Here is a 26352-nt window from a genome sequence, read left to right on the forward strand (position 1 = left end):
CCGCGTGGCACCGCCCGCCGCAGGCGACAGCCAATCCTCAGTGACCCAAGGAGATACGATGAAACTTCGTCCTTTGCACGATCGTGTGATCGTCAAGCGCCTCGAGCAAGAAACCAAGACCGCCTCGGGCATCGTCATCCCCGACAACGCCGCCGAGAAGCCCGACCAGGGCGAAGTGCTGGCCGTCGGCCCTGGCAAGCGCAACGACAAGGGTGACTTCGTCGCCCTGAACATCAAGGTGGGTGACCGCGTGCTGTTCGGCAAGTACTCGGGCCAGACCGTCAAGGTCGATGGCGACGAGCTGCTGGTGATGCGCGAGGAAGACCTCTTCGCCGTGGTCGAGAAGTAATCCTTCTCCCCCGCGAAGACACCCCCTGAACTGAATCCGGAGAAATACACATGGCAGCTAAAGACGTCATTTTTGGTTCCGACGCCCGTGTCCGCATGGTCGAAGGCGTGAACATCCTGGCCAACGCGGTCAAGGTCACCCTGGGCCCCAAGGGCCGCAACGTGGTGCTCGAGCGCTCGTTCGGCGCCCCCACCGTCACCAAGGACGGTGTCTCGGTGGCCAAGGAAATCGAGCTGAAGGACAAGCTCCAGAACATGGGCGCCCAGATGGTCAAGGAAGTCGCTTCCAAGACCAGCGACAACGCCGGTGACGGCACCACCACCGCCACCGTGCTGGCCCAGGCCATCGTGCGCGAAGGCATGAAGTACGTGGCCGCCGGCATGAACCCGATGGACCTGAAGCGCGGCATCGACAAGGCGGTGATCGCCCTGGTCGCCGAGCTGAAGAAGCAGTCGAAGGCCACCACCACCTCCAAGGAAATCGCCCAGGTCGGCACCATCTCGGCCAACAGCGACGAGGAAGTCGGCACCATCATCGCCAGCGCGATGGACAAGGTCGGCAAGGAAGGCGTGATCACCGTCGAAGACGGCAAGAGCCTGAACAGCGAGCTCGACGTCGTCGAGGGCATGCAGTTCGACCGCGGCTACCTGTCGCCCTACTTCATCAACAGCCCCGAGAAGCAGTCGGCCCTGCTGGACAACCCGTTCGTTCTGCTCTTCGACAAGAAGATCAGCAACATCCGTGACCTGCTGCCCACGCTGGAGCAGGTGGCCAAGGCCGGCCGTCCGCTGCTGATCATCGCCGAGGAAGTCGAAGGCGAAGCCCTGGCGACCCTGGTGGTCAACACCATCCGCGGCATCCTGAAGGTCGTGGCCGTCAAGGCGCCTGGCTTCGGCGACCGCCGCAAGGCCATGCTGGAAGACATCGCCATCCTGACCGGCGGCAAGGTCATCGCCGAGGAAGTGGGCCTGACGCTGGAGAAGGTCACCCTGGCCGACCTGGGCCAGGCCAAGCGCGTCGAAGTGGGCAAGGAAAACACCACCATCATCGATGGCAACGGTGCCGCTGCCGACATCGAAGCCCGCGTCAAGCAGATCCGCATCCAGATCGAGGAAGCCACCAGCGACTACGACCGCGAGAAGCTGCAAGAGCGCGTGGCCAAGCTGGCCGGCGGCGTGGCCGTCATCAAGGTCGGTGCCGCCACCGAAGTCGAGATGAAGGAAAAGAAGGCCCGCGTGGAAGACGCCCTGCACGCCACCCGCGCTGCAGTGGAAGAAGGCATCGTCGCCGGTGGTGGCGTGGCCCTGCTGCGTGCCCGCCAGGCCGCAGGCACCATCAAGGGTGACAACCACGACCAGGAAGCCGGCATCAAGATCGTGCTGCGCGCGATCGAGCAGCCGCTGCGCGAGATCGTGGCCAACGCCGGTGGCGAGCCGAGCGTGGTGATCAACAAGGTGCTGGAAGGCAAGGGCACCTACGGCTTCAACGCCGCCAACGACACCTACGGCGACATGATCGAAATGGGCATCCTGGATCCGACCAAGGTGACCCGCACCGCGCTGCAGAACGCTGCCTCCGTGGCCAGCCTGATGCTGACCACCGAGTGCATGGTGGCCGAGGCCCCGAAGGAAGAAGCGGCCGGCGGCGGCATGCCCGGCGGCATGGGCGGCATGGGTGGCATGGGCGGCATGGACATGTAAGTCCATCGGAGGCGGCCTGCCGCCTCCGCAGCCCCTGCTGCACACGGACGGGCCACCTTCGGGTGGCCCGTTCTCATTGGGGCGTCCAACGCCAGGATCAAGGCCTGCGGCCAGCCGCATTTCCCGTTATCACCGGGGCACCGGCCGCGGTGGGCCATTGATAATCGCCGCCATGCCTACCCGCCCGACGCTGCAGGACTTCATCGACGAGGAACTGCTGCGCGTGCCGATGACGCTGGACCTGGTGATCGACGCGGTGCACCAGCGCTGGCGCGAGCGCCTGCCCGGGCAAAGCCGCGGCAGCGGCATCGACCCGGCCCGCGTGCTGCAGCAGCACCGCAACGAGCTCACCGCCCGCGCCCTGGCCGTGCTGCGCCTCAGCGCCCAGGAGGACCTGCGCGCGCTGCAGCCCGGCGGCAGCGTCCCGCCGCGCGGGGCCGCCAAGCCGGCGGCGCCGCGCCGCAGCGCCAGCCTGGTGGCCGAGCCTTCGCTGTCGCTGATCGACGAGGCCGACGTGGCCGTCGACATCGAGATCGCCCGCTGCACCCAGGCCGTCAAGCTGCAGGCCGAAGTGGTGCTGCGCGAGCTGCAGACCTACACCTCGGCACTGGTCAACGACGCCAACGTCTCGCGCGACACCAATCCGTTCCGCCCCGAACGCATGGTGCGCGCGCTGTGGGACGGCGTGCAGCAGCTGCCGATGGCGCGTCCGCTGATGGCCGCCTTCCTGCAGGACGCGGCCCAGCCGCTGGCCACCATCCTGCAGCGCGCCTATGCCGCCGCCTGCCGCCGGCTGGAGGAACAGGGCGTGGAGCCAGCCAGCTACCGCACCATCGTCACCAGCGGCAGCACGGTGTGGGGCCACCAGACCACCGCCCGCTACCAGGTGCCCGACGACCTGCATGTGCTGCGCAGCAGCATGCCCATGCCGCTGGGCAGCCTGCCGGCGGCGCCGCAGCGTGCCCCTGCCGCGGTCTCCGCCGCCGCCACGGCTGCCCCGATCGCCGCCACCACCACAACCGCCAGCGGCAGCGCCGCGCCGGACCCGCAGCTGATCGAGCTGCTGGCGCGGCTGTTCGAGGCCATCCAGGGCGACCTGCGGCTGGCGCCCGACACCGTGGCGCTGATGCAGCGGCTGCAGCCCACGGCGCTGCGGGTGGCACTGCGCGACCCGTCGCTGCTCGACCGCTATGACCATGCGCTGTGGCGCTTCATGGACCAGCTGGCGCACGACCTCGCGCTGTGCACGCCCAGCCAGCGCCTGCGCCTGCTGGGCCTGGGCCGCAACCTGGTCGACCACCTGGCCCAGGCCGATCCGCGCGACAGCCACGGCTTCGCCTGGGCGCTGGAGCGGCTGCTGGCGGCGCAGCGCCATGCGCTGAACCAGGCCATCGCGGCGGCCCAGCCCGAGATCGACAAGCTCGAGCGCATCGTCGCCGACCAGGCGTCGGCCACCACCGGGGCGATGCCGCTGGACATCGCCACGCTGGACACCGTGCCCGCGGCGCTGATGGCCGAGCCGCCATCGGCCACAGGCGGCACCCTGGCCAGCACCGGGCTGCCACCAGGCGCCACGGTGCGCGCCTACCTGCAGGGCGAGCGGCGCACCCTGGTGTCGCTGTGGCAGGACGGCCAGCATGAGCTGGCCCTGCTGCGCGAGCCCGCCACCGAGCTGCTGTTCGCGGTGCGCCAGCGCGCGCTGGCCCGGCTGCAGTCCGAAGGCCTGGCCCACACCTTCAAGGTGCGCTCGCTGGTGCGCCGCTCGGCCGAGAAGGTGATGCGTGCGCTGTAGCCGGCGGGCCGGCCGCTGGCGCGCTGCGTGCCTGCTGGCGGCAGCGGCCCTGGCCGGCACCGTGCAGGCCCAGGTCGCGGCGGCCGGGGTGCCGGCCGCCGCTGCATCGGCACCGGCGGCCGCCAGCGTGCTGCCGTCGCTGGGCCGGCCGCGCATCGGCCTGGTGCTGTCGGGCGGCGGCGCGCGCGGCCTGGCCCATGTGGGTGTGCTGAAGGTGCTGGAGGAAATGCAGATCCCGATCGACGTGATCACCGGCACGTCGATGGGCGCCATCGTCGGCGGTCTGTACGCCAGCGGCATGCGGGCCACCGAGCTCGAACGCGAGCTGAAGGCGGTGGCCTGGGCCGACCTGTTCACCACCCGGGTGGCGCGGCCGCAGCTGTCGCAGCGCCGCAAGGAAGAAGACTTCGAGATCTCGCCGCTGGTCGAGCTGGGCTGGCGCAACGGCGAGCTGCAGGTGCCGCTGAGTGCCGTCTCCAGCCGCGGGCTGGAATCGCTGCTGCGCCGCTACACCCTGCCGGTGCGCGATGTGCAGCGCTTCGACCAGCTGCCGATCCGCTTCCGCGCCGTCGCAACCGACATGGAGAGCGGCGCGGCCGTGGTGCTCGACAGCGGCGACCTGGCGCTGGCGCTGCGCTCGAGCATGAGCGTGCCGGGCGTGTTCTCGCCCACCGAGGTCAACGGCCGGGTGCTGGGCGACGGTGGCCTCGTCAACAACCTGCCGATCGATGTGGCGCGCGCGCTGGGCGCCGACGTGGTGATCGCCGTGAACATCGGCACGCCGCCCGGCGGGCGCGAGACGCTGAGCTCCGCGGTGGGCCTGACCGCCCAGATGCTGAACCTGCTGACCGAGCAGAACGTGCAGCGCAGCCTGGCCACGCTGGGGCCAGCCGATGTGCTGATCGCGCCGTCGCTGGGCACCCTGACTTCGGGCGATTTCAGCCAGGCCCGTGACTTCTTCGCCCTGGGCGAAGCCGGCGCGCGCGGGCGCAGCGACCGGCTGGCGCCGCTGGCGCTGGACGCGCAGGCCTATGCCCGCTGGCGCCCGACGCCTCCGCGTCCGGATCGCCATGGCGCGGGCGCCCGCATCGCCGCGGTGCGCATCGAAGGCAGCACCGTCACCAACCCCGAGCGCCTGCTGCAGATGCTCGACAGCCAGCCCGGCCAGCCCTTCGATCCGGCCGTGGCCGAGCGCGACACCGCCCGCCTGGCCGCCGGCGGCGACTACGCGCGCACCGACTACACCCTGGCGCCGGGCCCGCGCGGCGAAAACGGCGAGACCCTGGTGTTCGAGCTCGAAGACAAGCCCTGGGGCCCGAACTACCTGAGCCTGGGCCTGGACCTCAGCACCGACCTGAGCGGGCGCAGCGCCTTCAACCTGAAGATCAGCCACAACAGCCACTGGCTCACCCGCAACGGCACCGAGTGGCGCAACCGGCTGCAGATCGGCGAGGTGCCGCGGCTGTCCACCGAGCTGTACCACCCGCTGGCCTGGACCTCGTCACGTGCCAGCGACTGGTTCGTGGCCGCCCATGCCGGCCTGGAGCGGCAGCGGCGCACCATCTTCGAACCCGACACCGCGCAGGAGCTGGCCACCTTCCGCCGCACCACCGGCACCATCGGCCTGGACATCGGCCAGCCCTGGGGCGAGTTCGGCGAGCTGCGGCTGGGCTGGTCGCGCGTCTCGCTGGACAACCGGCTGCTGCTGCTGTCGGGCGACCTGGGCGTGGTGGTGGGCAGCCGCCGAGCCGACTGGACCGAGAACGCGCTGCGCGCCAAGGCGGTGGTCGACCAGCTGGACTACGCCAACTTCCCGACGGCCGGCTACCGCGGCGCGCTGGAGCTGTGGCTGGGCCGCCGCGAGGGCGCGCTGCGCGACAGCTTCTACCGCGTCGAGGCCGAGGGCACGGCGGTGCGCAGCGTCGGCCGCCACACCCTGGAGCTGCACCTGCTGGCGCAGACCTCGCAACAGAGCAACATCAGCTCGGGCGCGGCCCGCTACGTGCTGGGCGGCTTCCACCGCCTGTCGGGCTACCAGAACGGCCAGTTGCTGGGCAACCATGCCCTGCTGGTGCGCCTGGGCTGGACGCTGCGGCTCAGCCAGGCGCCCACGCTGACCCGCGGCTTCTTTGTCGGCGCCACGCTGGAGGCCGGCAACACCTGGATGGACCGCAGCGACATCGCGCTGCGCGGCCTGCGCACCGGCATGAGCGTGTACCTGGGCGCGGACACCGGCATCGGCCCGTTGTACGTCGGCATCACCTACGCGCCCAAGGGACAGGCCGGGCTGGCCCTGTCCATCGGCAGACCCTAGCCGGCCACACCCGTTCAGGCCGCGTTTCAGACCCGCGCCAGCACCTGCCGCAGGTGGCCGATCACCCAGTCGGGCTGCTCGTGCACGATCCAGTGGCTGGCCTCCGGGTGGCGGTGGATCTGCACGCCCGGCACCCAGGCGTCCAGGCCGTCGAGCAGGCCCGGGCACAGCGCCCGGTCGGCCAGGCCCCACAGCACGGTGGTGGGCACCCGCACGTTGACCACCGAATCCGGCAGCACCACGGCGGCCAGCGCCGGATCGTCGGCACTGCGCGGTGGCCGCAACGGCGAGGCGCGGTACCAGTTCAGCGCGCCGTCGAGCCCGCGCGCCCAGACATCGCGGTACTGCGCCCGCACCGCCGGCGTCAGCCAGGCCGGTGATGCCGCGCCGCCCAGGCCGTCGAGCTTGGCGAACAGAGCGGCAAAGTCGTCGGCTGCCAGGCGCTGGGCGGCATCGGGCTGCACCAGCATGGTCATGTACTGGCTGGCCGCGCGCTGGGCCTCGCTGTGGCGCAGCTCGCGCAGCATGGCGCCGGGGTGCGGCGAATTGATGATCACCAGCTGGCGCACCCGCTGCGGCAGCAGCGCGGCGAAGTTCCAGGCCACGCCGCCGCCCCAGTCATGGGCGACCAGCAGGTCGATCGGCGCGCCGGGCCCGGCCACCACGTCCATCAGCGCGGCGATGTCGCCCACCAGGTGCTTGGCACGGTAGGCGGAGACATCGGCCGGCGCGCTGCTGCCGGCATAGCCGCGCTGGTTGGGCGCCACGCAGCGCAGGCTCGGGTCGGCTTCGGTCAGCGCCAGCATCACCGCATCCCAGGCGAAGGCGGCCTCGGGGAAGCCATGCAGGAACAGCGCGCGGCGCGGCGCGTCCACCGGCCCGGCGGCACGGCAGGCCAGCGTGATGCCCGGGGCCACCGGCTGGTCGAACAGGGAGAGGGTCGTCATGCCCGCAGTGTGCGGGGACTGGCGCGGCCCCCGGCGTCAAGGCGGTGACAGTGGCGGCGTGGCGCCGTCGGCGGCATCGGGTGCATCGCCTGCACCACCGGAGGCATCCGCGGCGGCCGTCGGCGCCTGCCACTGCCGCAGCACCAGGGCCGCATCGCCCAGGCCCTGGCGCGACAGCGCCGAGAACAGCACCATGCTGATGTCGGCATGGTCGGTGGCCAGGTCGCCCAGCACCTTCTGCGCCGCCGCCAGGGCCTTGGCGGCCTCGTTGCGGCTGAGCTTGTCGGCCTTGGTCAGCAGCACCAGCAGCTTCACCTCGCCGCTGCCCACCCGCTGCGAGACGAAGTCCAGCAGCTGCCGGTCCAGCGGCGTGAAGCCGTGGCGGCTGTCGACCAGCATCACGATGCCGGCCAGCGCATGGCGGTGGGCCAGGTAGTCGGCCATCACCTGCTGCCAGCGCAGCTTGGCACCGCGCGCCACGGCGGCATAGCCGTAGCCAGGCAGGTCGGCCCAACGGGCATCCGGCGCATCGGCCGGGCCCAGTTCGAACAGGTTGATGTGCTGGGTGCGGCCGGGCGTCTTGGAGGCGAAGGCCAGGCGCCGGTGCTGGGCCAGGGTGTTGATCGCGGTGGACTTGCCGGCATTGCTGCGGCCGACGAAGGCCACCTCGGGCAGGCCGGGTGGCGGCAGCTGCGTCAGCAGGCTGGCGGTGGTGAGAAAGCGCGCGCTCTGGGTCCAGGACAGGGCCTCGCGCATGGCGGGGTCCGTGGCGCTCGTTGTCGCGGGTTGGGCGCCGGATCTCCGGGCGTCAGCATTGGGGTTCATGGAGCATTGTAAAATCGACGGGTTTACCCCATTCAAGGTTCCTCGACATGAAGTCGCTGCTCGTGAAGTCGCTGCACACCCTGGCCGCCCATGCTGCAACGGCCGCAGCCGCCGTGGCACTCACCGCGGCCTGCGCCCTGCCCGCGGCCGCTGCTGGTGCGGCAGCGCCGCCCAAGGTCGATCTGGCCAAGGGCCAGGAGAAGGCCGCCGCCTGCATGGCCTGCCACACCGCCGATGGCACCCGCGGCCTGCCGGCCAACCCCATCCTGCAGGCGCAGCATGCCGAGTACATCGTCAAGCAGCTGACCGAATTCAAGTCGGGCAAGCGGGCCAACGCCATCATGGCCGGCATGGCCGCCGCCCTGACGCCCGAGGACATGGCCAACATCGCCGCGTTCTACAACAGCAAGAAGCCGGTGACCGGCGCCGCCCGCAACAAGGACACCGTGGCCCTGGGCGAGAAGATCTACCGCGGCGGCATCCCCGGCAAGCAGGTGCCCGCCTGCGCCGGCTGCCACGCCCCCAGCGGCGCCGGCATGCCGGCCCAGTACCCGCGCATGGGCGGCCAGCATGCCGAGTACACCGAGGCCCAGCTGGTGGCGTTCCGCTCCGGCGCCCGTGGCAATTCGGCCCAGATGATGGCGATCGCCGCGCGCATGAGCGACAAGGAGATCAAGGCTGTCAGCGACTACATCGCCGGCCTGCGCTGACCGCTGCTTCCTGAACACCTGCTGAAGGGCCGGTCACTGACCGGCCTTTTGCATGGCGCGGTGCTGGCGCCTGGATAATCGGCGCCTCATGACCTTGTCCACCTCTGGCATTGCGCCCCGCACCGGCTCGCGCACCCTGCGCGACGCGGTTGAACTGCTGTCGTCGATGCGGTTCGCGATCTCGCTGCTGACGCTGATCTGCATCGCATCGGTCATCGGCACGGTCGTCAAGCAGAACGAGCCGTACAACAACTACGTCAACCAGTTCGGTCCGTTCTGGGCAGAGGTGTTCGGCCATGTCGGGCTGTACACCGTCTACAGCGCCTGGTGGTTCCTGCTGATCCTGGCCTTCCTGGTCACCAGCACCAGCCTGTGCATCGCGCGCAACACGCCCAAGATCCTGGCCGAGCTGCGCAGCTACAAGGAAGGCGTGCGCGAGCAGGCGCTGAAGTCCTTCCACCACAAGGCCGAGGGCACGCTGGCCACCACGCCCGAGGCCACCCTGGAGCGGGTGAACCAGCTGCTGATCAGCCAGGGCTGGCAGGCCCGCGCCCAGGTGCGCGGCCACGGCACCATGGTGGCCGCCCGCAAGGGCATGGCCAACAAGATCGGCTACCTGGCGGCGCACTCGTCCATCGTGCTCATCTGCCTGGGCGGCCTGTTCGACGGCGACCTGGTGGTGCGCGCGCAGATGGCGCTGCTGGGCAAGACGCCGTTCATGGGCGGCGGCCTGATCAGCGACGTGCCCGCCGAGCACCGGCTGAGCACCAGCAACCCCACCTTCCGCGGCAACCTGCTGGTGCCCGAGGGCGGCCGCGCCGGCGTCGCCATCCTGAACGTGAACGATGGCGTGGTGCTGCAGGAGCTGCCGTTCGACGTGGAACTGAAGAAGTTCATCGTCGACTACTACGACACCGGCATGCCCAAGCTGTTCGCCAGCCAGATCATCATCCATGACCATGCCACCGGCGCCAAGACCGAGGCCACGGTGAAGGTCAACGAGCCGGCCTTCCACCGCGGCATCGCCATCTACCAGAGCAGCTTCGACGACGGCGGCAGCAAGCTGCAGGTGCGTGCCCTGCCGATGGCCGCCGGCGGCCAGCCCTTCAACATCGAGGGCACGGTGGGCGGCAGCACCGAGCTGCGCACCGACAACGACCAGCACAAGCTCACGCTCGAGTTCACCGGCCTGCGGGTGATCAACGTCGAGAACATGGGTGGTGCCGGTGCGGCCGACACCAGCGGTGCCGACGTGCGCAAGGTCGACCTCACCAGCTCGCTGAACAAGCACCTGGGCTCGGGCTCCAAGCCCGGCGACAAGGTGCTGCGGAACGTGGGCCCGTCGATCAGCTACAAGCTGCGCGATGCCGCCGGCCAGGCGCGCGAGTACAACAACTACATGGTGCCGGTGGAACTGGACGGCCAGCGCGTGCTGCTGGCCGGCGTGCGCGAAAGCGCCAGCGAGGCCTTCCGCTACCTGCGCATCCCGGTGGACGACAACGGCAGCATCGACACCTGGTACCGCCTGCACCAGGCGCTGAAGGACCCGGTGTTGCGCGACAAGGCGGTGCGCCGCTATGCCGCGCAGTCGACCCCCGCCGACAAGCCCGAGATGGCCGAGCAGCTGCGCGTGACCGCCAGCCGGGCACTGGGCCTGTTTGCCGGCGCCGAGATCCCCAAGACCGCCGCCGGCACGCCAGCGGCCGAATCCGGCGGTCTGCAGGCGCTGTCGGATTTCGTCGAGGGCAGCGTGCCCGAGGCCGACCGCACCCGCATCTCGGAAGTGCTGCTGCGCATCCTCAACGGCAGCCTGTTCGAGCTGGCCCAGCTGGCCCGTGAAGCCGCCGGCCAGCCGCCGATGAAGGCCGACGAAGCCACCAGCCGCTTCATGACGCAGGCCGTGCTGTCGCTGTCGGACGCCGCGTTCTACCCGGCACCGGTGATGATCCAGCTGGCCGGCTTCGAGCAGGTGCAGGCCAGCGTGTTCCAGATGGCGCGCGCGCCGGGCAAGAACCTGGTCTACCTGGGCGCGGTGCTGCTGATCATCGGCGTGTTCGCCATGCTCTACATCCGTGAGCGCCGGCTGTGGGTGTGGCTGGCCCCGGCCGATGGCGGCGGAACCAAACTGCAGGCCGCCTTGTCCACCACCCGCCGCACGCTGGACGTGGACGCCGAATTCAGCCAGCTGCGCACTGCGTTGCTGGCCACGCCCCCGAAGGACAATCCCGCATGAACACCACCACCGCTCCCAAGACCCTGACCCTGGGCCGGCCTGGCCTGGCCGGCAGCCTGGCACGGCGCAGCGCCTACGACTGGCTGTTCGCCCTGCTGGTGGTGTTGGGCGCGGGCTATGCGTTCCAGCGCTACAACGCGTCGATGGACGGCTACGAGCAGGCCATCCTGCTGGGCAGCGTGCCGGCGCTGGTGGCGCTGGGCTGGTTCTGGGGGCCGCTGCGCGGTCTGAGCCTGGGTGTGGGTGCGGCCACGCTGCTGGCCATCGCCCTGTACAACCGCCAGACCGACGGCTTCGGCGCCGACCTGGCCAAGGGCGAGTCGGTGTTCCTGCTGAAGTACTTCATCAGCAGCCAGAGCGCGATCCTGTGGATGGCCGTGCTGTTCTGCATGAGCACGGTGTTCTACTGGATCGGCATGCTGTCCAAGGTGGGCAGCGGCCCGGCCGGCGCCCACAACACCGGCCGCGACAACACCGCCCTGGTGCTGGGTTCGCGCCTGGCCTGGGCCGGCGTCGTGATGGCCCTGGTGGGCACCCTGGTGCGCTGGTTCGAGAGCCACCAGATCGCCCCCGACATCGGCCACATCCCGGTGAGCAACCTCTACGAGGTGTTCATCATGTTCTGCTGGATGACGGCGCTGTTCTACCTGTACTTCGAGCAGCACTACCGCACCAAGGCGCTGGGCGGCTTCGTGATGCTGATCGTCACCGCGGCGGTGGGCTTCCTGGTCTGGTACACCGTGGCACGGGATGCGGCGCAGATCCAGCCCTTGGTGCCCGCATTGCAGAGCTGGTGGATGAAGCTGCATGTGCCGGCCAACTTCATCGGCTACGGCACGTTCGCGCTGGCGGCGATGGTGGCGTTCGCCTTCCTGATCCAGCGCCAGGCCGAGGAAACCCGCTGGTGGAAGCTGGCGCCGCTGTTCCTGCTGGGGCTGGTGCTGTGCTTCGAGCCGCTGGTCTTCCGCGCCGCCAAGCTCAGCACCTCGGCCGGCTACTGGGCCATGTATTTCGGCGTCAGCGTGCTGATCGTCGGCACCATCATCCTCGGCCGCCGCCGCCTGGCGGCCCGGCTGCCCTCCCCCGAGGTGCTGGATGACGTGATGTACAAGTCCATCGCGGTGGGCTTCGCCTTCTTCACCATCGCCACCATCCTGGGCGCCTTCTGGGCCGCCGAGGCCTGGGGCGGCTACTGGAGCTGGGACCCGAAGGAGACCTGGGCGCTGATCGTCTGGCTGAACTACGCCGCCTGGCTGCACATGCGCCTGATGAAGGGCCTGCGCGGCGCGGTGTCGGCCTGGTGGGCGCTGGGCGGGCTGGTGATCACCACCTTTGCCTTCCTGGGCGTGAACATGTTCCTGTCGGGCCTGCACAGCTACGGCGAGCTTTGACCCTGCGGCATCCGGTCCGCGGGCCGGCGCGTAAGGTCCGGGGCTGGCGGCCGACCAACCGGCAGCATCCTGGAGATCCCCATGCACTTCCGCCCTGACCGCGGCTTCGACCACGGCATCCCGTCCGAGATCACCCCGCGCGCCGTCTACGAAGGCCGCCGTGCCTGGCTGCAGCGCCTGTCGGCCGGCGCACTGGGCGCCGGCCTGGCCGGCTGGGCCGGCCGCGAGGCCCTGGCCCAGGCCGCCGCCCCCAAGGGCGCGCCGCTGCCGGGGGGCAAGAGCGCGGTGGTGGGCGCCAACGTGATGGATGCCATCACGCCCAAGGCGCTGAGCACCACCTACAACAACTTCTACGAATTCGGCACCGACAAGGCAGACCCGGCCCGCAACGCCCACACGCTGAAGACGCGGCCGTGGACGGTGGTGGTCGAGGGCGCGGTGGCCAAGCCCCGCACCTACGGCATCGACGACCTGCTGAAGCTGGCGCCGATGGAAGAGCGCATCTACCGCCTGCGCTGCGTCGAGGGCTGGTCGATGGTGGTGCCCTGGGTGGGCTGGTCGCTGGCCGAGCTGATCAAGCAGGTGGAACCCACCGGCAACGCCAAGTTCGTCGAGTTCCACACCCTGGCAGACCCCAAGACCATGCCGTTTGTCGGCAGCCGGGTGCTGGAATGGCCCTATGTGGAAGGCCTGCGGCTGGACGAGGCCATGCACCCGCTGACCATGCTGGTGTTCGGCCTGTACGGCGAGGTGCTGCCCAACCAGAACGGCGCGCCGCTGCGCCTGGCCGTGCCCTGGAAGTACGGCTTCAAGAGCGGCAAGAGCATCGTGAAGATCCGCTTCACCGAGCAGCAGCCCAAGACCGCCTGGCTGAAGGCCGCGCCGCAGGAATACGGCTTCTACAGCAACGTGAATCCCAAGGTCGACCACCCGCGCTGGAGCCAGGCCACCGAGCGCCGGCTGGGCGAGGACGGCATCTTCGCCAAGAAGCGGCCCACGCTGATGTTCAACGGCTACGAGTCGCAGGTCGGCCAGTTGTACGCCGGCCTGGACCTGGTCAAGAACTACTGACCACCTGGCGGCCGCCGCGGCCGCCGACCACCCGATGAACAAGCTGCTGCTCCATCCGGCGGCCAAGCCGCTGCTGCTGGCACTGGCCCTGCTGCCGTTCGCCCAGTTGCTGTGGGGCGCGGTGGCCAACACCCTGGGTGCCAACCCGGCCGAGGCGCTGATCCGCGGCACCGGCGACTGGGTGCTGCGCTTCCTGTGCATCACCCTGGCCGTCACCCCGCTGCGCGAGGCCTTCGGCCTCACTGGCCTGGCCCGCATGCGCCGCATGCTGGGCAACGTCGCCTTCTTCTACGGCGTGCTTCACTTTCTCTGCTACGCCTGGCTCGACATGGGGCTGGATGTGCCGGCCATCGTGGCCGACATCCCCAAGCGGCCGTTCATCCTGGTCGGCACGCTGGCCCTGCTGCTGATGGTGCCGCTGTCCGCCACCTCGTTCAACCGGGCGATCAAGGCGCTGGGCGCGGCGCGCTGGAAGCGGCTGCACCAGGCGGTGTATGCCACCGCGCTGCTGGGGCTGCTGCACTTCTTCTGGATGCGCGCCGGCAAGAACGACTTCGGCGAGTGGGCGGTCTACGCCGTGGTCATGGCCGTGCTGCTGGGTTGGCGGCTGCGCCGCCGACTGCAGCGGCACTCCGGCGTGCGCCTCACTTCATGAAGCCCGGCAGCCACAGTGCCAGCTGCGGCCATTCCAGCACCAGCAGCATCGCGCCGATCAGCATCAGCACGAACAGCCACACGCCGCGGAAGATCTGCTTGAGCGAGACGTCGTCGAGCAGCGCGTTCAGCACGAACAGGTTCATGCCCACCGGCGGCGAGATCAGGCCGATCTGCACCACGAAGACGATCAGCACGCCGAACCACACCGGGTCGAAGCCCAGCGCGGTGACGATGGGGAAGAACACCGGGATGGTCAGCAGCACCATCGACAGCTCTTCCATGATCGTGCCCAGCAGCACGTAGATCAGCATCATCGCGCCCACCACCATCACCGGCGACAGGCCCATGTGGGTGATCCAGTCGCGCAGGTCGCCCGGCATGCTGGTGAAGTTGATGAAATTGCTGAACATCATCGCGGCGATCAGGATGGTGAACAGCATCGCCGTGGTGCGCGCGCTCTCCACCAGCACCTGCAGCAGCACCTTGGGCGGCAGCGCACCACGTGCCAGCGCAAAGAAGAACGCGCCGGCCGCGCCGATGCCGGCGCCCTCGGTGGCGGTGAACACGCCGCCGTAGATGCCGCCCAGCACCACGATCACCAGCACCAGCACGCCCCAGATGCCGCGCAGCGCCGCCCAGCGCTGCGGCCAGGTGCTGCGCTCGCCGGCCGGGCCGGCCTGCGGGTCGCGCCAGGTGATCCAGCTGACGCCGGCCATCAGGAAGGCGGCGGTCATCAAGCCGGGGATCACGCCGGCGGCGAACAGCTTGCCGATGTTGGTCTCGGTGACGATGCCGTAGATGACCATGATGGTCGACGGCGGGATCATGATGCCCAGCGTGCCGCCGGCGGCGATGACGCCGGTGGACAGGTAGTCGCTGTAGCCCAGCTTCTTCATCGACGGGTAGGCCACCTTGCTCATCGTGGCCGCGGTGGCGATGGACGAGCCGCAGATGGCGCCGAAGCCGGCACAGGCCAGCACCGTGGCATGGGCCAGGCCGCCGCGCACATGGCCGATGAACGCATAGGCGGCGCGGAACAGCTCATGGGCCAGCCCGGCCTTGGCCACGAAGTTGCCCATCAGGATGAACAGCGGCACCACGCTCAGGGTGTAGGCGAAGCCGGTGTCGTAGACCACCTGGGCCGCCGAGGCGGCGGTCGGCCCCCAGCCGCGCATCAGCCCCAGCGCGACGAAGCCGACGAAGCCCATCGCGAAGGCCAGCGGCACCCTCAGCAGCGCCAGCAGGAAGACAGCGCCGAAGCCCAGCAAGGCGGCGGTCATGTGGCCCCCCCGGCCGGCACGTCGTCATCCACCCCGATGTGGTGGTGGCTGGTGGGCTGCAGCATCAGCAGCAGGTGCACCAGCGCGGTCAGGCCGCACAGCACCGCCATGAGTTGCACGAACGGCCCCATCGGCAGCTGCAACTGGGCGGTGGTGTCGCCGTAGCTGGCCATCTGCGCTGCCTTCTCCCACATCAGCCAGGCCAGGCCGCCCAGGGCGGCGGCACAGCCCAGGTCGACCACCGCCTGCTGCAGCCGGTGCAGCCAGGGCGGCATCAGGTGGTCGAGCGAATCGAACACCACATGCTCGCCATGCAGCGAAACCAGCGGCAGCGCCGCGAAGATCACCACCACCATCAGGATCTCGGTGAGCTCCAGCGAGCCGGTGATGGAGTGGTTGAGCAGCTTGCGGCCCAGCACGTCCACCAGGGTCAGCGCCATGATGGCGAACAGCGCCACCCCGGCCAGCAGGCCGCAGAGCGCATCGAGCAGGCGCTTCACTTCTGCAGCTTGGCGATTTCAGCGCGGTAGTCGGCCAGCACCTGCTTGGCGTTCTTCAGGCCCTTGGCCTCGGCGGCCTTGATCCAGGTGTCTTCCAGGCCGGCGGTCTTGGTCTTGACGGCACCGACGAAGGCGGCGTCGGCCTTGGTGAACTGCACGCCGGCGGCCTGCATGAAGGCCATGCCGCGGCGGTCGACCTTGTCCCAGCCACGGCCCAGCATGCGGGCGGCGAATTCGCCGGACATCTCGTCGACGATCTTCTTCACGTCCGGCGGCAGGCTGTCGTACTTGGCCTGGTTCATCATGAAGACGAAGCTGGTGTTGTACAGGCCGCCGGGGAAGGTGGTGGCGTGCTTGATCACCTTGTCGATCTTGAAGCCCTCGACCGACTCGGCCGGGAACAGCGTGCCGTCCATCACGCCGGTGGACAGCAGCTCGTAGCTCTCGGGCGCGGGCTTGAGCGTGACGTTCATGCCCATGGCCTTGCTGATCTCGTTGACCATGCCGCCGCCCACGCGGAACTTCATGCCGGTGACGTCGTCGGCCTTGGTGATCGGCTTCTTGGTGTTGAAGATGATGCCGGGGCCGTGGGTGAACACCGCCAGCACCTTCACGCCCTTGTGCTCCTCGGCAAAGGCCGGGTACTTGGCATACATGCGCTGGAAGGCCACCGAGGTGACCTCGGCCGAATCGCCCATGAACGGGAACTCGACCATCTGCGGCATCACGAAGCGGCCCGGCGTGTAGCCATGCACGGTGAACGACAGATCGGCCAGGCCGTTGCGCACCGCGTCGAAGGTGCCGGGCGCGGCCGTCACCGCGCGCGGCAGCGCATTGCACTTGATCTTGCCGGCGGCCTTCTGGGCCAGCATCTCGCACCATTCGATCTGGCCGGTGGTCAGGGTGTGGGCGGGCGGCACCCAGGACGACAGCGTCAGCACCGTCTGCGCGGCCACCGGCAGCGACGAGAGGGCACCCAGGGCGGCAACGGCGGTGGCCAGCAGGCTGGCGCGGGGGGACAAGGCCATGTGGATCTCCAGAAGATGGGCGGGCCGGCGCCCGATCGGCCCCGGCAACGGGGCGCATCCTGCCGCAGTCACCTGACAGGCGACATTGCAGAAAACGCGCCCCGCAGCCGGAGTGTCGCAGGCGCGCCACGGCCACAAGCCGGGACCGGGTGTGCGCTGTTCCACGAACCGCCAACCCGTCCACCCCATGCCCGTGGGGGACCGGCCGCCCGACCCCGCGGCTCGGGGGGCTGCGGGCGGCGGGCAGCGCCCTACGATGGCTCGAAACCACCTCGGGTGACCGCCATGAACACCGCGCCGCTGCAGTCCAGCTCCACCCTGCACCACCACCCCGTGGGCCTGTCGGCCGACGGCACGGCGCTGGGCGATGGCGCGGCCCGCGACGCGCTGCGCCAGGCCATGCACCAGCTCAGCGAAGCCGAGCTGGTCGAAGGCAACCACCGCGCACCGGCCATGTGCCAGGCACTGACCGAGGCCGCACGCGCCCTGGCCGGCCTGCATGCCTACGGCCCGGCCGAGAGCCACCTGGCCCAGGCGCTGCACTGGGCGCTGCAGATGGGCGGGCATGACCTGGCCGCCGACCTGCACTGCGCCTGGGCCGAGGTGGCGACCAACGCCGCCGACCTGGCCGATGCCCACGGCGAGCCAGCCCGCTGCCGCGCCGCCCGCGACCGCGCCCGTGACCATGCCTTCGAGGCCGCCCGCCTGGCCGACCTGGCGACCGACCCGAACTGGGAGATCCGCCTGCTGCTGCGCGCCAGCGATGTGCTCGACCGCTGCGGCGACCACGACGACTCGGTGCTGCTGCAGCAGCGCGCCCTGGTGCTGATGGGCATGGGCCAGGCCGATCTGCCGGCCGACGACCCGCTGCGCGCCGGCCCGGCACTGGACGCGGCACCGCTGACGGCACCCGGCGCCCTGATGTGAGTCAAATCTGGCATGCCGCCCTGCCGGGGCGGCATGCCGGCTGCCGCACAATGCCGGTGCGTGCGCGGGTGGTCTGCCGCACAGACGCCCGACGAATCCCATGCAACGCACCATCTTCACCACGCCCGGTGTCAACACCGTGCTGCGTGTCCTGTCCACCGCCTTCCTGCGGGCCACGGGCTGGACACTGGACGGCCAGGCGCCGGCCGGCCACCCCAAGTGCGTGTTGATCGCCGCGCCGCACACCAGCAACTGGGACCTGCCCTACACCCTGTTGGTGGCGTTTGCGCTGCGCCTGAACATCCACTGGATGGGCAAGCGGCAGATCTTCCGCTGGCCCTTCGGCGCTCTGATGCGCTGGCTGGGCGGCATCGCGGTGGACCGCGCCCAGTCGACCAACCTGGTGGCCGCCTCGGCCCAGGCGCTGCGCGAGGCCGAAGGCTCGGTGCACCTGGTGGTGCCGCCCGAGGGCACACGCAGCCAGACGCGGCACTGGAAGACCGGCTTCTACTGGATCGCCCACGAGGCGGGCGTGCCGATCGTGCTGGCCTACATGGACTACCCGCGCAAGCTCAGCGGCCTGGGGCCGGTGTTCACGCCCACCGGCGACATCGCCGCCGACATGCTGCAGATCAAGGCGTACTACAGCCAGTACAAGGGCAAGAACTGGCGGCAGTTCTCGACCGATTGACGGTCAGCTGAGCAGGTCGAGCAGGGTGCGGGCCACCACCTTGGTGGCGCGGCGCAAGTCATCCAGCACCAGGTGCTCATCGGCCCGCTTGGCGTTGCTCTCCAGCACGGTGCGCGGCCCGGCGCCGTAGATGGCCGCCGGGATGCCGTGGGCGCCGAACAAGCGCACATCGGTGTACAGCGGCGTGCCCGAGGTGGGAATGGGCTCGCCGAACACCGCCTCGCCATGCTTCTGCAAGGCGTTCACCAGCGGCGCATTGGCCGGATTGGCCTTCAGGCTGTCGGCCAACAGCAGGCGCTGGATCTCGACCGTGATGCCGGGCAGGCCGGCGGCGGCCTCGGCAATCACCCGGCGCACCTCGGCTTCCACCTCGGCGGGGTTCTCCTCCGGGATCATGCGGCGGTCGAGCTTGAACACGACCTTGCCGGGCACCACGTTGGTGTTGGTGCCACCCTCGATGCGGCCGACGTTCAGGTAGGGGTGGGTGATGCCCGCCACCTGCGAGGTGATGGTCTTGTAGCGGGCGTTCTGAGCGTACAGCGCATTCAGGATCGCCACCGCGCCCTGCAGCGCATCGACGCCGGTGTCGGGGATGGCGGCATGGGCCATCTTGCCGTGCACGGTGACGGCCATCTGCAGGCAGCCGTTGTGGGCGGTGACCACCTGGTAGCTGAAGCCGGCGGCCAGCAGGTAGTCGGGCTTCGTCAGCCCCTTCTGCAGCAGCCAGCCGGGGCCCAGTTCACCGCCGAATTCCTCGTCGTAGGTGAAGAGCAGCTCGACGCCGCCCTTCAGCTCGGCGCCCAGCGATTCGAGTGCCCGGAGCGCGAAGGTGTAGCTGGCGAAATCGCTCTTGCTGACGGCCGAGGCGCGGCCGTAGAGCTTGCCGTCGACCGCCGCGCCGCCGTACGGGTCCTGTGACCAGCCCTCGCCGGGCGGCACCACGTCGCCGTGGGCATTCAGGCCGATCACCGGGCCGCCGGCGCCGAAGCGCCGCCGCACGACCAGGTTGGTGATCGACTGCATGCCGTAGGCCTGCACGTCGGCCGCCGGCACCGGGTGCTGCTCGGCGGTGTAGCCCATGTCGGCCAGCAGTGCGGCGGTGCGCTCGGCATGGGGCGCGTTGTTGCCGGGCGGGGTGTCGGTGGGCACCTGCACCAGGGCCTGCAGGAAGCGCACCTCCTCGTCGAAATGGGCGTCGATCCAGGCGTCGAGTTGTTGGTGGGCGTTGGTCATGGTGTGCAGAGCTGGTCCAGAAGGTGCAGGAAGGCCTGCACGCTGAGATCGATGTCGTGGTTGGTGCTGGATTCCAGCGGGTTGTGGCTGATGCCGCTGTTCTCGCCCCGCACGAACAGCATGGCCTGCGGCATCACTTCATGCAGCTTCATCGCGTCATGGCCGGCGCCGCTGGGCATGCGCAGGACCGGCAGGCCCAGGGCGCTGACGGCCGCCTCCCAGCGCGCCTGCCAGGCCGGATCACTGGGCGCGGCGGCGGCGCGCAGCGTTTCCTCCAGTTGGAAGGCCAGGCCGCGGCGCTGGCAGATGGCGGCCAGTTCGGCCCGCACATCGGCCACCAGGGCGTCGCGGGCAGCGTCGGTGGTGGCGCGCATGTCCAGGCTGAACAGCACCCGGCCCGGCACCACGTTGATCGACCCGGCCGGCACCTGCAGCTGGCCGATGGTGCCCACCACATCGGGCACGCTGGCGGCGCGCTGCTCCAGGAACAGCGCCAGCTCGGCCAGCGCCGGCACGGCATCACGCCGCTGGCCCATCGGCGTGGTGCCGGCGTGGCTGGCCATGCCGGTGATCTCGCCCAAGCAACGCACGCTGCCGTTGATGCTGGTGACGATGCCCAGCGGCAGGGTGCGGGCGTTCAGCACCGGGCCCTGCTCGATGTGCACCTCGACGAAGCCGAGGTAGCGCGCCGGATCGCGCTGCAGCGCGGTGATGGCGGCCATCGTGCCCGGCAGGCCAGCGGCCTGCATGGCGGCGCGCATCGTCACGCCGTCGGCATCCTCCTGGTCCAGCCAGGCCGGGTTGAACTGCCCGACCAGCGCACCCGAGCCGAGGAAGGTGGCCTTGTAGCGCTGGCCCTCTTCTTCCGAGAAGCCCACCACCTCGATGCCGAAGGGCAGGCGTCGCCCCTGGCGGGCCAGTTCACGCACACAGGCCATCGGCACCAGGATGCCCAGGCGCCCGTCGTACTTGCCGCCGTTGCGCACGGTGTCGTAGTGGCTGCCGGTCATCAGGCGCCGGGCCGCGGAATCGGCCCCGTGGTAGACGCCGACCACGTTGCCGACCGCGTCGATGTGCACCTCGTCGAAGCCGGCCTCCTTCATCCACCACTGCAGCCGGCGGGCCACGGTGAGGTGGGCCTCGGTCAGGTAGGTCACCGTCAGCTGGCCCTGCTCCTTGAAGCCGGGGTCGCTGTGGGCGGCCAGTTCCTCGGCCCAGTCCCACACCAGGTTGCCCAGCTCGGGCTGGCTGCCGAACTTGTCGGCCAGCCGGATCTCGGCCACGCGGTGGATGTTGCGCAGCGCCTCGTCACGCTCGAAGTCGACGGGGTTGCCCAGCCGGCGGGCGAAGGTGTCGATGATCTGCCGCTTGCCCAGGCCGGTGCCGCGCGGCCCGCGCACCGCCAGCATGAACGGGAAGCCGAAGCGGGCGTTGTAGGCCGCGTTCAACTGCTGGATGCGGGCGAATTCCTCCGGCGTGCAGTCGGTCAGGCCGGCCTTGCCCTGTTCGTTGGTGCTTTCGGCCGTCAGCGTCTTGCTGACCATGGCCTTGCCGGCCAGCTCGGGGTGGCTGCGGATCAGCGCCAGCTGGGCCTCGGGCCCGGCGTCCTGCACCACTTGCACCAGCGCCTGCTTCAGCGCGCTGAGGGTGGCGAACGGCCGCGCGGCGGCGGCGCGCTCGGCGATCCAGGGTGAATGCTCGTAGGTGCCGTCGAGCAGGGCGGTGAACTCCGCCGGCGTGGCCGCGTTGAGCTGGTCAAGGGTGGGCATGGCGGCTTTCAGGAGGTCCAGATGAAGGCGGTCTCGGCGTTGAAGGGATGCACGTGCTTCCAGTGGCGGGCGATGTCGATGCGGCGGGTGACCCAGACCTTGTCGTGCTTCTCGACATGGTCGAGGAAGCGCTGCAGCCCGCGCAGCCGCCCTGGCCGGCCCAGGATGCGGCAGTGCATGCCGATGCTCATCATCTTCGGGCAATCGGCGCCCTCGGCATACAGCACGTCGAAGCTGTCGCGCAGGTACTCGAAGAACTCGTCGCCCTGGCTGAAGCCCTGCGGCAGGCCGAAGCGCATGTCGTTGCAGTCCATCGTGTAGGGCACCACCAGCTGCGGCAGCAGGTTGCCGCTGGTGGTCTTGACGTTCAGCCAGAACGGCAGGTCGTCGCCGTAGTAGTCACTGTCGTATTCGAACCCGCCCTGGTCGGCCACCAGGCGCCGGGTGGCCGGGCTGTCGCGGCCGGTGTACCAGCCCAGCGGCCAGGCGCCGCCGGTGATCTGCTTCAAGATGTCGGTGCCGATGCGCACATGCTCGCGCTCGACCACCTCGTTGATCTGCTGGTAGTTCACCCAGCGCCAGCCGTGGCAGGCGATCTCGTGGCCCAGCTCCATGAAAGCCTCGGCCAGCTCCAGATGGCGCTGCAGTGCCATCGAGACGGCGAACACCGTCAGCGGCATCTGCCGGCGCTCGAACTCCCGCAGGATGCGCCACACGCCGGCCCGCGAGCCGTACTCGTAGATCGACTCCATCGACAGGTGCCGCATCGGGTAGGCCGGCGGGTTGAACATCTCCGACAGGAACTGCTCGCTGCCGGGGTCGCCATGCAGCACGTTGTTCTCGCCACCCTCTTCGTAGTTCAGCACGAAGTTCAGCGCCACCCGAGCCTGCTTCGGCCACTGCGCCTGCGGCATGTCGCGGCCGTGGCCCTTCAGGTCACGCGGGTACTGGGGGCCGGAGCGGAACAGGGTGGTCATCGGCAGGGGTCCTGGTCGGAGGGTGCGGGTCACGCGGCCGGGCGCAGTGCGGCGGCCAGGTCGGGGGTGCGGGGGTCGAGATGCAGGTTGTGTTCCACGCTGGCCAGGTGGCGGGCCATCAGCGCGGCGGCAACGTCGGCATCACGCCGGGCGATGGCGTCGACGATCTGCACATGCTCGGTCTGCGACTGGCCGGCCGACAGCGCGCTCTGGTACATCAGCGCGATCAGCGACGAGCGGCGCAGCAGGTCGGCCAGCAGCTGCGCCAGCACCGCATTGCCGGCACTCTGCGCCAGCTTGCTGTGGAAATCGGCCAGCAGCCGGGTGCGGCCGGGCACGTCCGTCCGCGCCACCGCCGCCTGCTCTTGTTGCAGGTGCGCGCGCAGTTCGGCCAGCTGGGCATCGGTGATGCGCGCGCACAGGCTGCGCACCATCGCCACTTCCAGCATGGCGCGCACCTCGAACACCTGGCGCGCCTCGTCCACGCTGGGTGTGGCCACGAAGGCGCCGCGGGCCGGCTCCAGCACCACCAGGTGGTCGCGGCTGAGCTGGTTCAGCGCCTGCCGCACGATGGTGCGGGAGACATGGAAGATGTCGGCGATCTTCTGCTCCACCAGCTTGGTGCCGGGCATCAGCCGCCGCTCGACGATGGCGGTGGTGATCGACTCGACGATGCGCTCGGTGGCACCGGCCGGGTTGCGGCGCGGGGCGGCGGTGGTGGCAAGCTGGGGCACGGAAGCTGCTGGCGGGGAGTGCAGGTGCTGGACGGCGCCCGCAAAGTGTATACACTTTTGCACACCGCGCCCAGCCGGCGCCGCACCACAAGGATTCCGATGGGACACCTCAGCACCCATGTGCTCGACACGATGAACGGCTGCCCGGCCGCCGGCATGCAGGTGACGCTGCAGCGCATCACCGACAGCGGCACGCAGACGCTGCAGACCATGGCGCTGAACGACGACGGCCGCGCCCCCGGCGGCCCGCTGCTGGATGCCGCCAGCATGGCCGCCGGCCGCTACCGGCTGCTGTTTGCCGTGGCGCCCTACTTCCGCGCCCGCGGCGTGGAACTGCCCGACCCGGCCTTCATCGACACGGTGCAGCTGGATTTCGGCATTGCCGATGCCGCCGGCCACTACCACGTGCCGCTGCTGGTCAGCCCCTGGAGCTACAGCACCTACCGCGGCTCGTGACCTGCCGGGCATGGCGATTGCATCGCCGTGCCGGGCGGGTGCGGCGGGGTGGTCCCGTGCACACCAGGCCCTGAGGTGTATACACTTTGACCCTGTCGCCGCGGCGCCCGCGGACGCCGGCCAATCAACCGGCCGCCCTGCGGTTGCGACACCCCTGCCTCACAGAGCCCGCTGTGGTGAGGAGAAGCCCGGCCGCCGTGCGCCCTGCGCCACGGTGGTGCTTCTCCGACCATTGACCGCCTGATGGACACCACCTACCTGCTCGACTGGGCCAACCTGCTGCTGCGCTGGGCCCATGTGATCACAGCCATCGCCTGGATCGGCTCGTCGTTCTACTTCGTCTTCCTCGACAGCAGCCTCACCCCGCCCACCGCGCCCGACCTGAAGGCCAAGGGCGTGGATGGCGAGCTGTGGGCGGTGCACGGCGGCGGCTTCTACAACCCGCAGAAGTACATGGTGGCGCCCAAGAGCCTGCCGTCCAACCTGCACTGGTTCTACTGGGAGGCCTACAGCACCTGGCTGACCGGCTTTGCGCTGTTCACCGTGCTGTACCTGTTCAACGCCGGCAGCTTCCTGGTCGACAAGACGGTGTTCGCCTGGGCGCCGGGCACGGCCATCGCCGCGGCGCTGGGCTTCCTGGCGGCGTTCTGGCTGGTCTACGACGCCATCTGCCGCGCCTTCGGCCAGAAGAAGAACGGCGACATGATCGTGGGCCTGGGCGTGCTGGTGGCCATCGTGCTGGCCTCGTGGGCGGCCTGCCAGCTGTTTGCCGGGCGGGCGGCCTTCCTGCTGGTGGGCGCCATGATCGCCACGGCGATGAGCGCCAACGTGTTCTTCTGGATCATCCCCGGCCAGCGCACGGTGATCAAGCAGATGAAGGCCGGCGAGCCGGTGGACCCGATCCACGGCCAGCGCGCCAAGCAGCGCAGCGTGCACAACACCTACTTCACCCTGCCGGTGCTGGTGGCGATGCTGAGCAACCACTATGGCTGGCTGTACCAGGGCCCGCACAACTGGGCGGTGCTGGTGCTGCTGATGCTGGCCGGCGCGCTGATCCGCCACAGCTTCGTCGCCCGCCACAAGGCCCATGTGCTCGGGAAACGCGCGCCGTGGGAGCACGCCATCGTCGGCACGGTGCTGCTGGTGGGCCTGGCCATCTGGCTGGCGCCGGCACCACCATCGGCCGCGGCCCAGGCCGCCGCCAGCCAGCCGGCCAGCTTTGCCGAGGTGCGCGCGGTGGTGGAACAGCGCTGCGTGCTGTGCCACAACGCCCAGGTGCAGCAGAAGAACGTGGCCCTGCACACGCCCGCGCTGCTGCAGCAGCAGGCGCAGGCGGTCTACCAGCAGGCCTCGGTGCTGAAGCTGATGCCGATGAACAACGCCACCCAGATCACCGACGCCGAGCGCCAGCTGATCAAGCGCTGGTACGAGGCCGGGGCGCCCGGGCCCTGACGGTGGCGCCGGCTGTCAGGCCGGGATCACCACCGGCAGGTGGGTGTAGCCGCGCACGAAGTTCGACAGCGTGCGCTGCGGCGCGCCCACCACCTCGATGCGCGGGAAGCGCTGCAGGATCTCCTCCCACAGGATCTTCAGCTGCAGCTCGGCCAGGCGGTTGCCCACGCAGCGGTGGATGCCGAAGCCGAAGCTCAGGTGCTGGCGCGGCCGCGGCCGGTCGATCACCAGGGCCTCGGGGTTGTCGATGGCCGATTCATCGCGGTTGCCCGACAGGTACCACATCACCACCTTGTCGCCCTTGCGGATCTGCTGGCCGCCGATGACGGCATCGGCCAGCGCGGTGCGGCGCATGTGCGGCAGCGGCGTCTGCCAGCGGATGATCTCGGGCACCAGGCTGTCGACCAGGGCCGGGTTGGCGCGCAGCTTGGCCCATTCACCGGGGTGCTGGTGCAGGGCCAGCACGCCACCGCTCATGCTGTTGCGGGTGGTGTCGTTGCCGCCGACGATCAGCAGCAGGATGTTGCCCAGGAATTCCTGCGGGCTCATGTTCCGCGTGGCCGGGCTGTGGGCCAGCATGCTGATGAGATCGGGCCCCGGCGCGGCATTGACCCGCTGGTTCCACAGCTTGCCGAAGTAGGCGGCGCACTGGCCCAGCTCGGCCAGGCGGGCCTCGGGGCTGGCGGTGATCTTGTCGGTGCCGGGCACCGAGGTGGCCACGTCCGACCAGCGGGTGAGCAGGCGCCGCTCCTCGAAGGGGAAATCGAACAGCGTGGCCAGCATCTGGGTGGTCAGCTCGATCGACACCTTGTCCACCCAGTCGAAAGGCTCGTTGCGCGGCAGGCTGTCCAGCACCGCCTGGGTGCGCTGGCGGATGGTGCCGGCCAGCGCCGCCAGGTTGGCCGGCGCCACGATGGGACTGACGCTCTTGCGCTGTTCGTCGTGCTTGGGCGGGTCCATCGCGATGAACATCTGCAGCCGCGCGTCCATCGGGCCGTCGAACAGGCTGATGCCGCCGTTGGTCCAGTCGGACGAGAACACCGCATGGTTGGTGTCCACCGCCATGATGTCGTTGTAGCGGGTGACCGACCAGAAGCCGCCGTAGTAGGCGTTCTCGTGCCAGTGCACCGGTGCGTCGCGGCGCAGGCGGGCGAAGTAGTGGCCGATGCTGTCGTCCTGGAACAGCCGCGGCTTGGTCACGTCGATCTGGTCCAGCGGCACCGCCAAGGCCTCGGCGCGGGCGCGGGCGTCGGCGGCCTGGCGTTCGGCCTCCCAGTCGGTGCGGGCGGCGGCAATCTCGGTGCTGTGCATGGCGG

The 26352-nt window shown here is 69.9% G+C and carries 23 protein-coding genes; 13 read left to right on the forward strand and 10 right to left on the reverse strand.

The annotated features are described in order from the left end of the window. Nucleotides 1-58: 58 nt before the first annotated feature. From groES to FFT10_RS16335, 4 genes are all read left to right on the forward strand, one after another. Complete coding sequence (gene groES, locus FFT10_RS16320; protein ID WP_054018942.1) at nt 59-349, forward strand: co-chaperone GroES; 291 nt, start codon at nt 59-61, stop codon at nt 347-349. A gap of 50 nt (nt 350-399) precedes the next feature. After that, entirely contained in the window at nt 400-2049 is a 1650-nt protein-coding gene (groL, locus tag FFT10_RS16325) for a chaperonin GroEL (protein WP_137733904.1), read from the forward strand. 172 nt (nt 2050-2221) lie between these two features. Further along, a complete protein-coding gene (locus FFT10_RS16330; protein WP_137733905.1) occupies nt 2222-3841 on the forward strand; it encodes a DUF1631 family protein in 1620 nt (539 codons plus the stop codon). Next, nucleotides 3831-6155 carry a patatin-like phospholipase family protein gene (locus FFT10_RS16335; protein ID WP_228027143.1) on the forward strand — a complete coding sequence of 775 codons (2325 nt, stop codon included), beginning with the start codon at nt 3831-3833 and terminating at the stop codon, nt 6153-6155. The genes FFT10_RS16330 and FFT10_RS16335 overlap by 11 nt, the downstream gene beginning before the upstream one ends. Before the next feature lie 26 nt (nt 6156-6181). Here FFT10_RS16335 and FFT10_RS16340 read toward each other — a convergent pair whose 3' ends face one another. Then, a complete protein-coding gene (locus FFT10_RS16340; RefSeq protein ID WP_137733906.1) occupies nt 6182-7102 on the reverse strand; it encodes an alpha/beta fold hydrolase in 921 nt (306 codons plus the stop codon). Between the two features lie 36 nt (nt 7103-7138). Continuing rightward, nucleotides 7139-7858: a ribosome biogenesis GTP-binding protein YihA/YsxC gene (gene yihA, locus FFT10_RS16345; protein WP_228027144.1), complete on the reverse strand. Its 720-nt coding sequence runs from the start codon at nt 7856-7858 to the stop codon at nt 7139-7141. Nucleotides 7859-7974: 116 nt separating this feature from the next. Here yihA and FFT10_RS16350 point away from each other — a divergent pair, with 116 nt between their 5' ends. The 5 genes from FFT10_RS16350 (at nt 7975) to msrQ (ending at nt 13987) form a co-directional block, all read left to right on the forward strand. Then, complete coding sequence (locus FFT10_RS16350) at nt 7975-8637, forward strand: c-type cytochrome (RefSeq protein WP_137733908.1); 663 nt, start codon at nt 7975-7977, stop codon at nt 8635-8637. Nucleotides 8638-8725: 88 nt separating this feature from the next. After that, nucleotides 8726-10870, forward strand: coding sequence for a cytochrome c biogenesis protein ResB (locus tag FFT10_RS16355; protein ID WP_137733909.1), 2145 nt, complete (start codon nt 8726-8728; stop codon nt 10868-10870). Next, the gene (ccsB, locus tag FFT10_RS16360; RefSeq protein ID WP_137733910.1) at nt 10867-12261 is read left to right on the forward strand and encodes a c-type cytochrome biogenesis protein CcsB; all 1395 of its coding nucleotides are present in this window, start codon (nt 10867-10869) and stop codon (nt 12259-12261) included. The genes FFT10_RS16355 and ccsB overlap by 4 nt, the downstream gene beginning before the upstream one ends. Before the next feature lie 81 nt (nt 12262-12342). After that, nucleotides 12343-13332: a protein-methionine-sulfoxide reductase catalytic subunit MsrP gene (msrP, locus tag FFT10_RS16365; RefSeq protein WP_137733911.1), complete on the forward strand. Its 990-nt coding sequence runs from the start codon at nt 12343-12345 to the stop codon at nt 13330-13332. A gap of 34 nt (nt 13333-13366) precedes the next feature. Beyond that, the gene (gene msrQ, locus FFT10_RS16370) at nt 13367-13987 is read left to right on the forward strand and encodes a protein-methionine-sulfoxide reductase heme-binding subunit MsrQ (RefSeq protein ID WP_137733912.1); all 621 of its coding nucleotides are present in this window, start codon (nt 13367-13369) and stop codon (nt 13985-13987) included. Here the strand turns inward: msrQ and FFT10_RS16375 are convergent. From FFT10_RS16375 to FFT10_RS16385, 3 genes are read right to left on the reverse strand one after another with little or no spacing between them, the layout of a single operon-like run. Then, nucleotides 13977-15269 carry a TRAP transporter large permease gene (locus tag FFT10_RS16375; RefSeq protein WP_137733913.1) on the reverse strand — a complete coding sequence of 431 codons (1293 nt, stop codon included), beginning with the start codon at nt 15267-15269 and terminating at the stop codon, nt 13977-13979. The two genes, msrQ and FFT10_RS16375, sit on opposite strands and share 11 nt — an antisense overlap. Next, a complete protein-coding gene (locus FFT10_RS16380) occupies nt 15266-15769 on the reverse strand; it encodes a TRAP transporter small permease (protein ID WP_137733914.1) in 504 nt (167 codons plus the stop codon). The genes FFT10_RS16375 and FFT10_RS16380 overlap by 4 nt, the downstream gene beginning before the upstream one ends. Beyond that, on the reverse strand, nt 15766-16797 hold the full coding sequence (locus tag FFT10_RS16385; protein ID WP_137733915.1) for a TRAP transporter substrate-binding protein: 1032 nt from the start codon (nt 16795-16797) through the stop codon (nt 15766-15768). The genes FFT10_RS16380 and FFT10_RS16385 overlap by 4 nt, the downstream gene beginning before the upstream one ends. Before the next feature lie 285 nt (nt 16798-17082). On the opposite strand from FFT10_RS16385, the gene FFT10_RS16390 reads away from it, so the two are divergent. Continuing rightward, nucleotides 17083-17724 carry a hypothetical protein gene (locus FFT10_RS16390; RefSeq protein WP_137733916.1) on the forward strand — a complete coding sequence of 214 codons (642 nt, stop codon included), beginning with the start codon at nt 17083-17085 and terminating at the stop codon, nt 17722-17724. Between the two features lie 100 nt (nt 17725-17824). Further along, nucleotides 17825-18415 (forward strand): lysophospholipid acyltransferase family protein, encoded by a 591-nt coding sequence (locus FFT10_RS16395; RefSeq protein ID WP_137733917.1) that lies wholly within the window; start codon nt 17825-17827, stop codon nt 18413-18415. Nucleotides 18416-18418: 3 nt separating this feature from the next. On the opposite strand, the gene FFT10_RS16400 is transcribed toward FFT10_RS16395, so the two are convergent. Genes FFT10_RS16400 through FFT10_RS16415 form a run of 4 tightly spaced genes read right to left on the reverse strand, consistent with a single transcriptional unit; the run spans nt 18419 to nt 23152 of the window. Further along, the gene (locus tag FFT10_RS16400; protein WP_137733918.1) at nt 18419-19648 is read right to left on the reverse strand and encodes a M20 family metallopeptidase; all 1230 of its coding nucleotides are present in this window, start codon (nt 19646-19648) and stop codon (nt 18419-18421) included. Next, nucleotides 19645-21417 (reverse strand): 2-oxo-4-hydroxy-4-carboxy-5-ureidoimidazoline decarboxylase, encoded by a 1773-nt coding sequence (uraD, locus tag FFT10_RS16405; RefSeq protein ID WP_137733919.1) that lies wholly within the window; start codon nt 21415-21417, stop codon nt 19645-19647. Before uraD ends, FFT10_RS16400 begins: the two co-directional genes overlap by 4 nt. An 8-nt stretch (nt 21418-21425) precedes the next feature. Further along, a complete protein-coding gene (puuE, locus tag FFT10_RS16410) occupies nt 21426-22394 on the reverse strand; it encodes an allantoinase PuuE (RefSeq protein ID WP_137733920.1) in 969 nt (322 codons plus the stop codon). A 29-nt stretch (nt 22395-22423) separates the two neighbouring features. Beyond that, nucleotides 22424-23152, reverse strand: coding sequence for a GntR family transcriptional regulator (locus FFT10_RS16415; RefSeq protein ID WP_137734022.1), 729 nt, complete (start codon nt 23150-23152; stop codon nt 22424-22426). Between the two features lie 75 nt (nt 23153-23227). Here FFT10_RS16415 and uraH point away from each other — a divergent pair, with 75 nt between their 5' ends. After that, nucleotides 23228-23584 (forward strand): hydroxyisourate hydrolase, encoded by a 357-nt coding sequence (uraH, locus tag FFT10_RS16420; RefSeq protein WP_137733921.1) that lies wholly within the window; start codon nt 23228-23230, stop codon nt 23582-23584. A 243-nt stretch (nt 23585-23827) separates the two neighbouring features. Beyond that, nucleotides 23828-25036 carry a urate hydroxylase PuuD gene (locus FFT10_RS16425; protein WP_137733922.1) on the forward strand — a complete coding sequence of 403 codons (1209 nt, stop codon included), beginning with the start codon at nt 23828-23830 and terminating at the stop codon, nt 25034-25036. Nucleotides 25037-25051: 15 nt separating this feature from the next. Here the strand turns inward: FFT10_RS16425 and FFT10_RS16430 are convergent, their stop codons facing one another. Further along, complete coding sequence (locus tag FFT10_RS16430; RefSeq protein ID WP_137733923.1) at nt 25052-26347, reverse strand: cytochrome P450; 1296 nt, start codon at nt 26345-26347, stop codon at nt 25052-25054. Nucleotides 26348-26352: the final 5 nt, after the last annotated feature.

This window comes from Pseudaquabacterium pictum, assembly GCF_005403045.1.
GTDB classification, from domain to species: Bacteria; Pseudomonadota; Gammaproteobacteria; order Burkholderiales; family Burkholderiaceae_C; genus Pseudaquabacterium; species Pseudaquabacterium pictum.

Bases quoted from the DNA above. Each gene is read 5' to 3' on its own strand.
- groES (WP_054018942.1), top strand. From the start codon at position 59: ATGAAACTTCGTCCTTTGCACGATCGTGTGATCGTCAAGCGCCTCGAG.
- groL (WP_137733904.1), top strand. From the start codon at position 400: ATGGCAGCTAAAGACGTCATTTTTGGTTCCGACGCCCGTGTCCGCATG.
- FFT10_RS16330 (WP_137733905.1), top strand. From the start codon at position 2,222: ATGCCTACCCGCCCGACGCTGCAGGACTTCATCGACGAGGAACTGCTG.
- FFT10_RS16340 (WP_137733906.1), bottom strand. From the start codon at position 7,102: ATGACGACCCTCTCCCTGTTCGACCAGCCGGTGGCCCCGGGCATCACG.
- yihA (WP_228027144.1), bottom strand. From the start codon at position 7,858: ATGCGCGAGGCCCTGTCCTGGACCCAGAGCGCGCGCTTTCTCACCACC.
- FFT10_RS16350 (WP_137733908.1), top strand. From the start codon at position 7,975: ATGAAGTCGCTGCTCGTGAAGTCGCTGCACACCCTGGCCGCCCATGCT.
- FFT10_RS16355 (WP_137733909.1), top strand. From the start codon at position 8,726: ATGACCTTGTCCACCTCTGGCATTGCGCCCCGCACCGGCTCGCGCACC.
- ccsB (WP_137733910.1), top strand. From the start codon at position 10,867: ATGAACACCACCACCGCTCCCAAGACCCTGACCCTGGGCCGGCCTGGC.
- msrP (WP_137733911.1), top strand. From the start codon at position 12,343: ATGCACTTCCGCCCTGACCGCGGCTTCGACCACGGCATCCCGTCCGAG.
- msrQ (WP_137733912.1), top strand. From the start codon at position 13,367: ATGAACAAGCTGCTGCTCCATCCGGCGGCCAAGCCGCTGCTGCTGGCA.
- FFT10_RS16375 (WP_137733913.1), bottom strand. From the start codon at position 15,269: ATGACCGCCGCCTTGCTGGGCTTCGGCGCTGTCTTCCTGCTGGCGCTG.
- FFT10_RS16385 (WP_137733915.1), bottom strand. From the start codon at position 16,797: ATGGCCTTGTCCCCCCGCGCCAGCCTGCTGGCCACCGCCGTTGCCGCC.
- FFT10_RS16390 (WP_137733916.1), top strand. From the start codon at position 17,083: ATGAACACCGCGCCGCTGCAGTCCAGCTCCACCCTGCACCACCACCCC.
- FFT10_RS16395 (WP_137733917.1), top strand. From the start codon at position 17,825: ATGCAACGCACCATCTTCACCACGCCCGGTGTCAACACCGTGCTGCGT.
- FFT10_RS16400 (WP_137733918.1), bottom strand. From the start codon at position 19,648: ATGACCAACGCCCACCAACAACTCGACGCCTGGATCGACGCCCATTTC.
- uraD (WP_137733919.1), bottom strand. From the start codon at position 21,417: ATGCCCACCCTTGACCAGCTCAACGCGGCCACGCCGGCGGAGTTCACC.
- puuE (WP_137733920.1), bottom strand. From the start codon at position 22,394: ATGACCACCCTGTTCCGCTCCGGCCCCCAGTACCCGCGTGACCTGAAG.
- uraH (WP_137733921.1), top strand. From the start codon at position 23,228: ATGGGACACCTCAGCACCCATGTGCTCGACACGATGAACGGCTGCCCG.
- FFT10_RS16425 (WP_137733922.1), top strand. From the start codon at position 23,828: ATGGACACCACCTACCTGCTCGACTGGGCCAACCTGCTGCTGCGCTGG.
- FFT10_RS16430 (WP_137733923.1), bottom strand. From the start codon at position 26,347: ATGCACAGCACCGAGATTGCCGCCGCCCGCACCGACTGGGAGGCCGAA.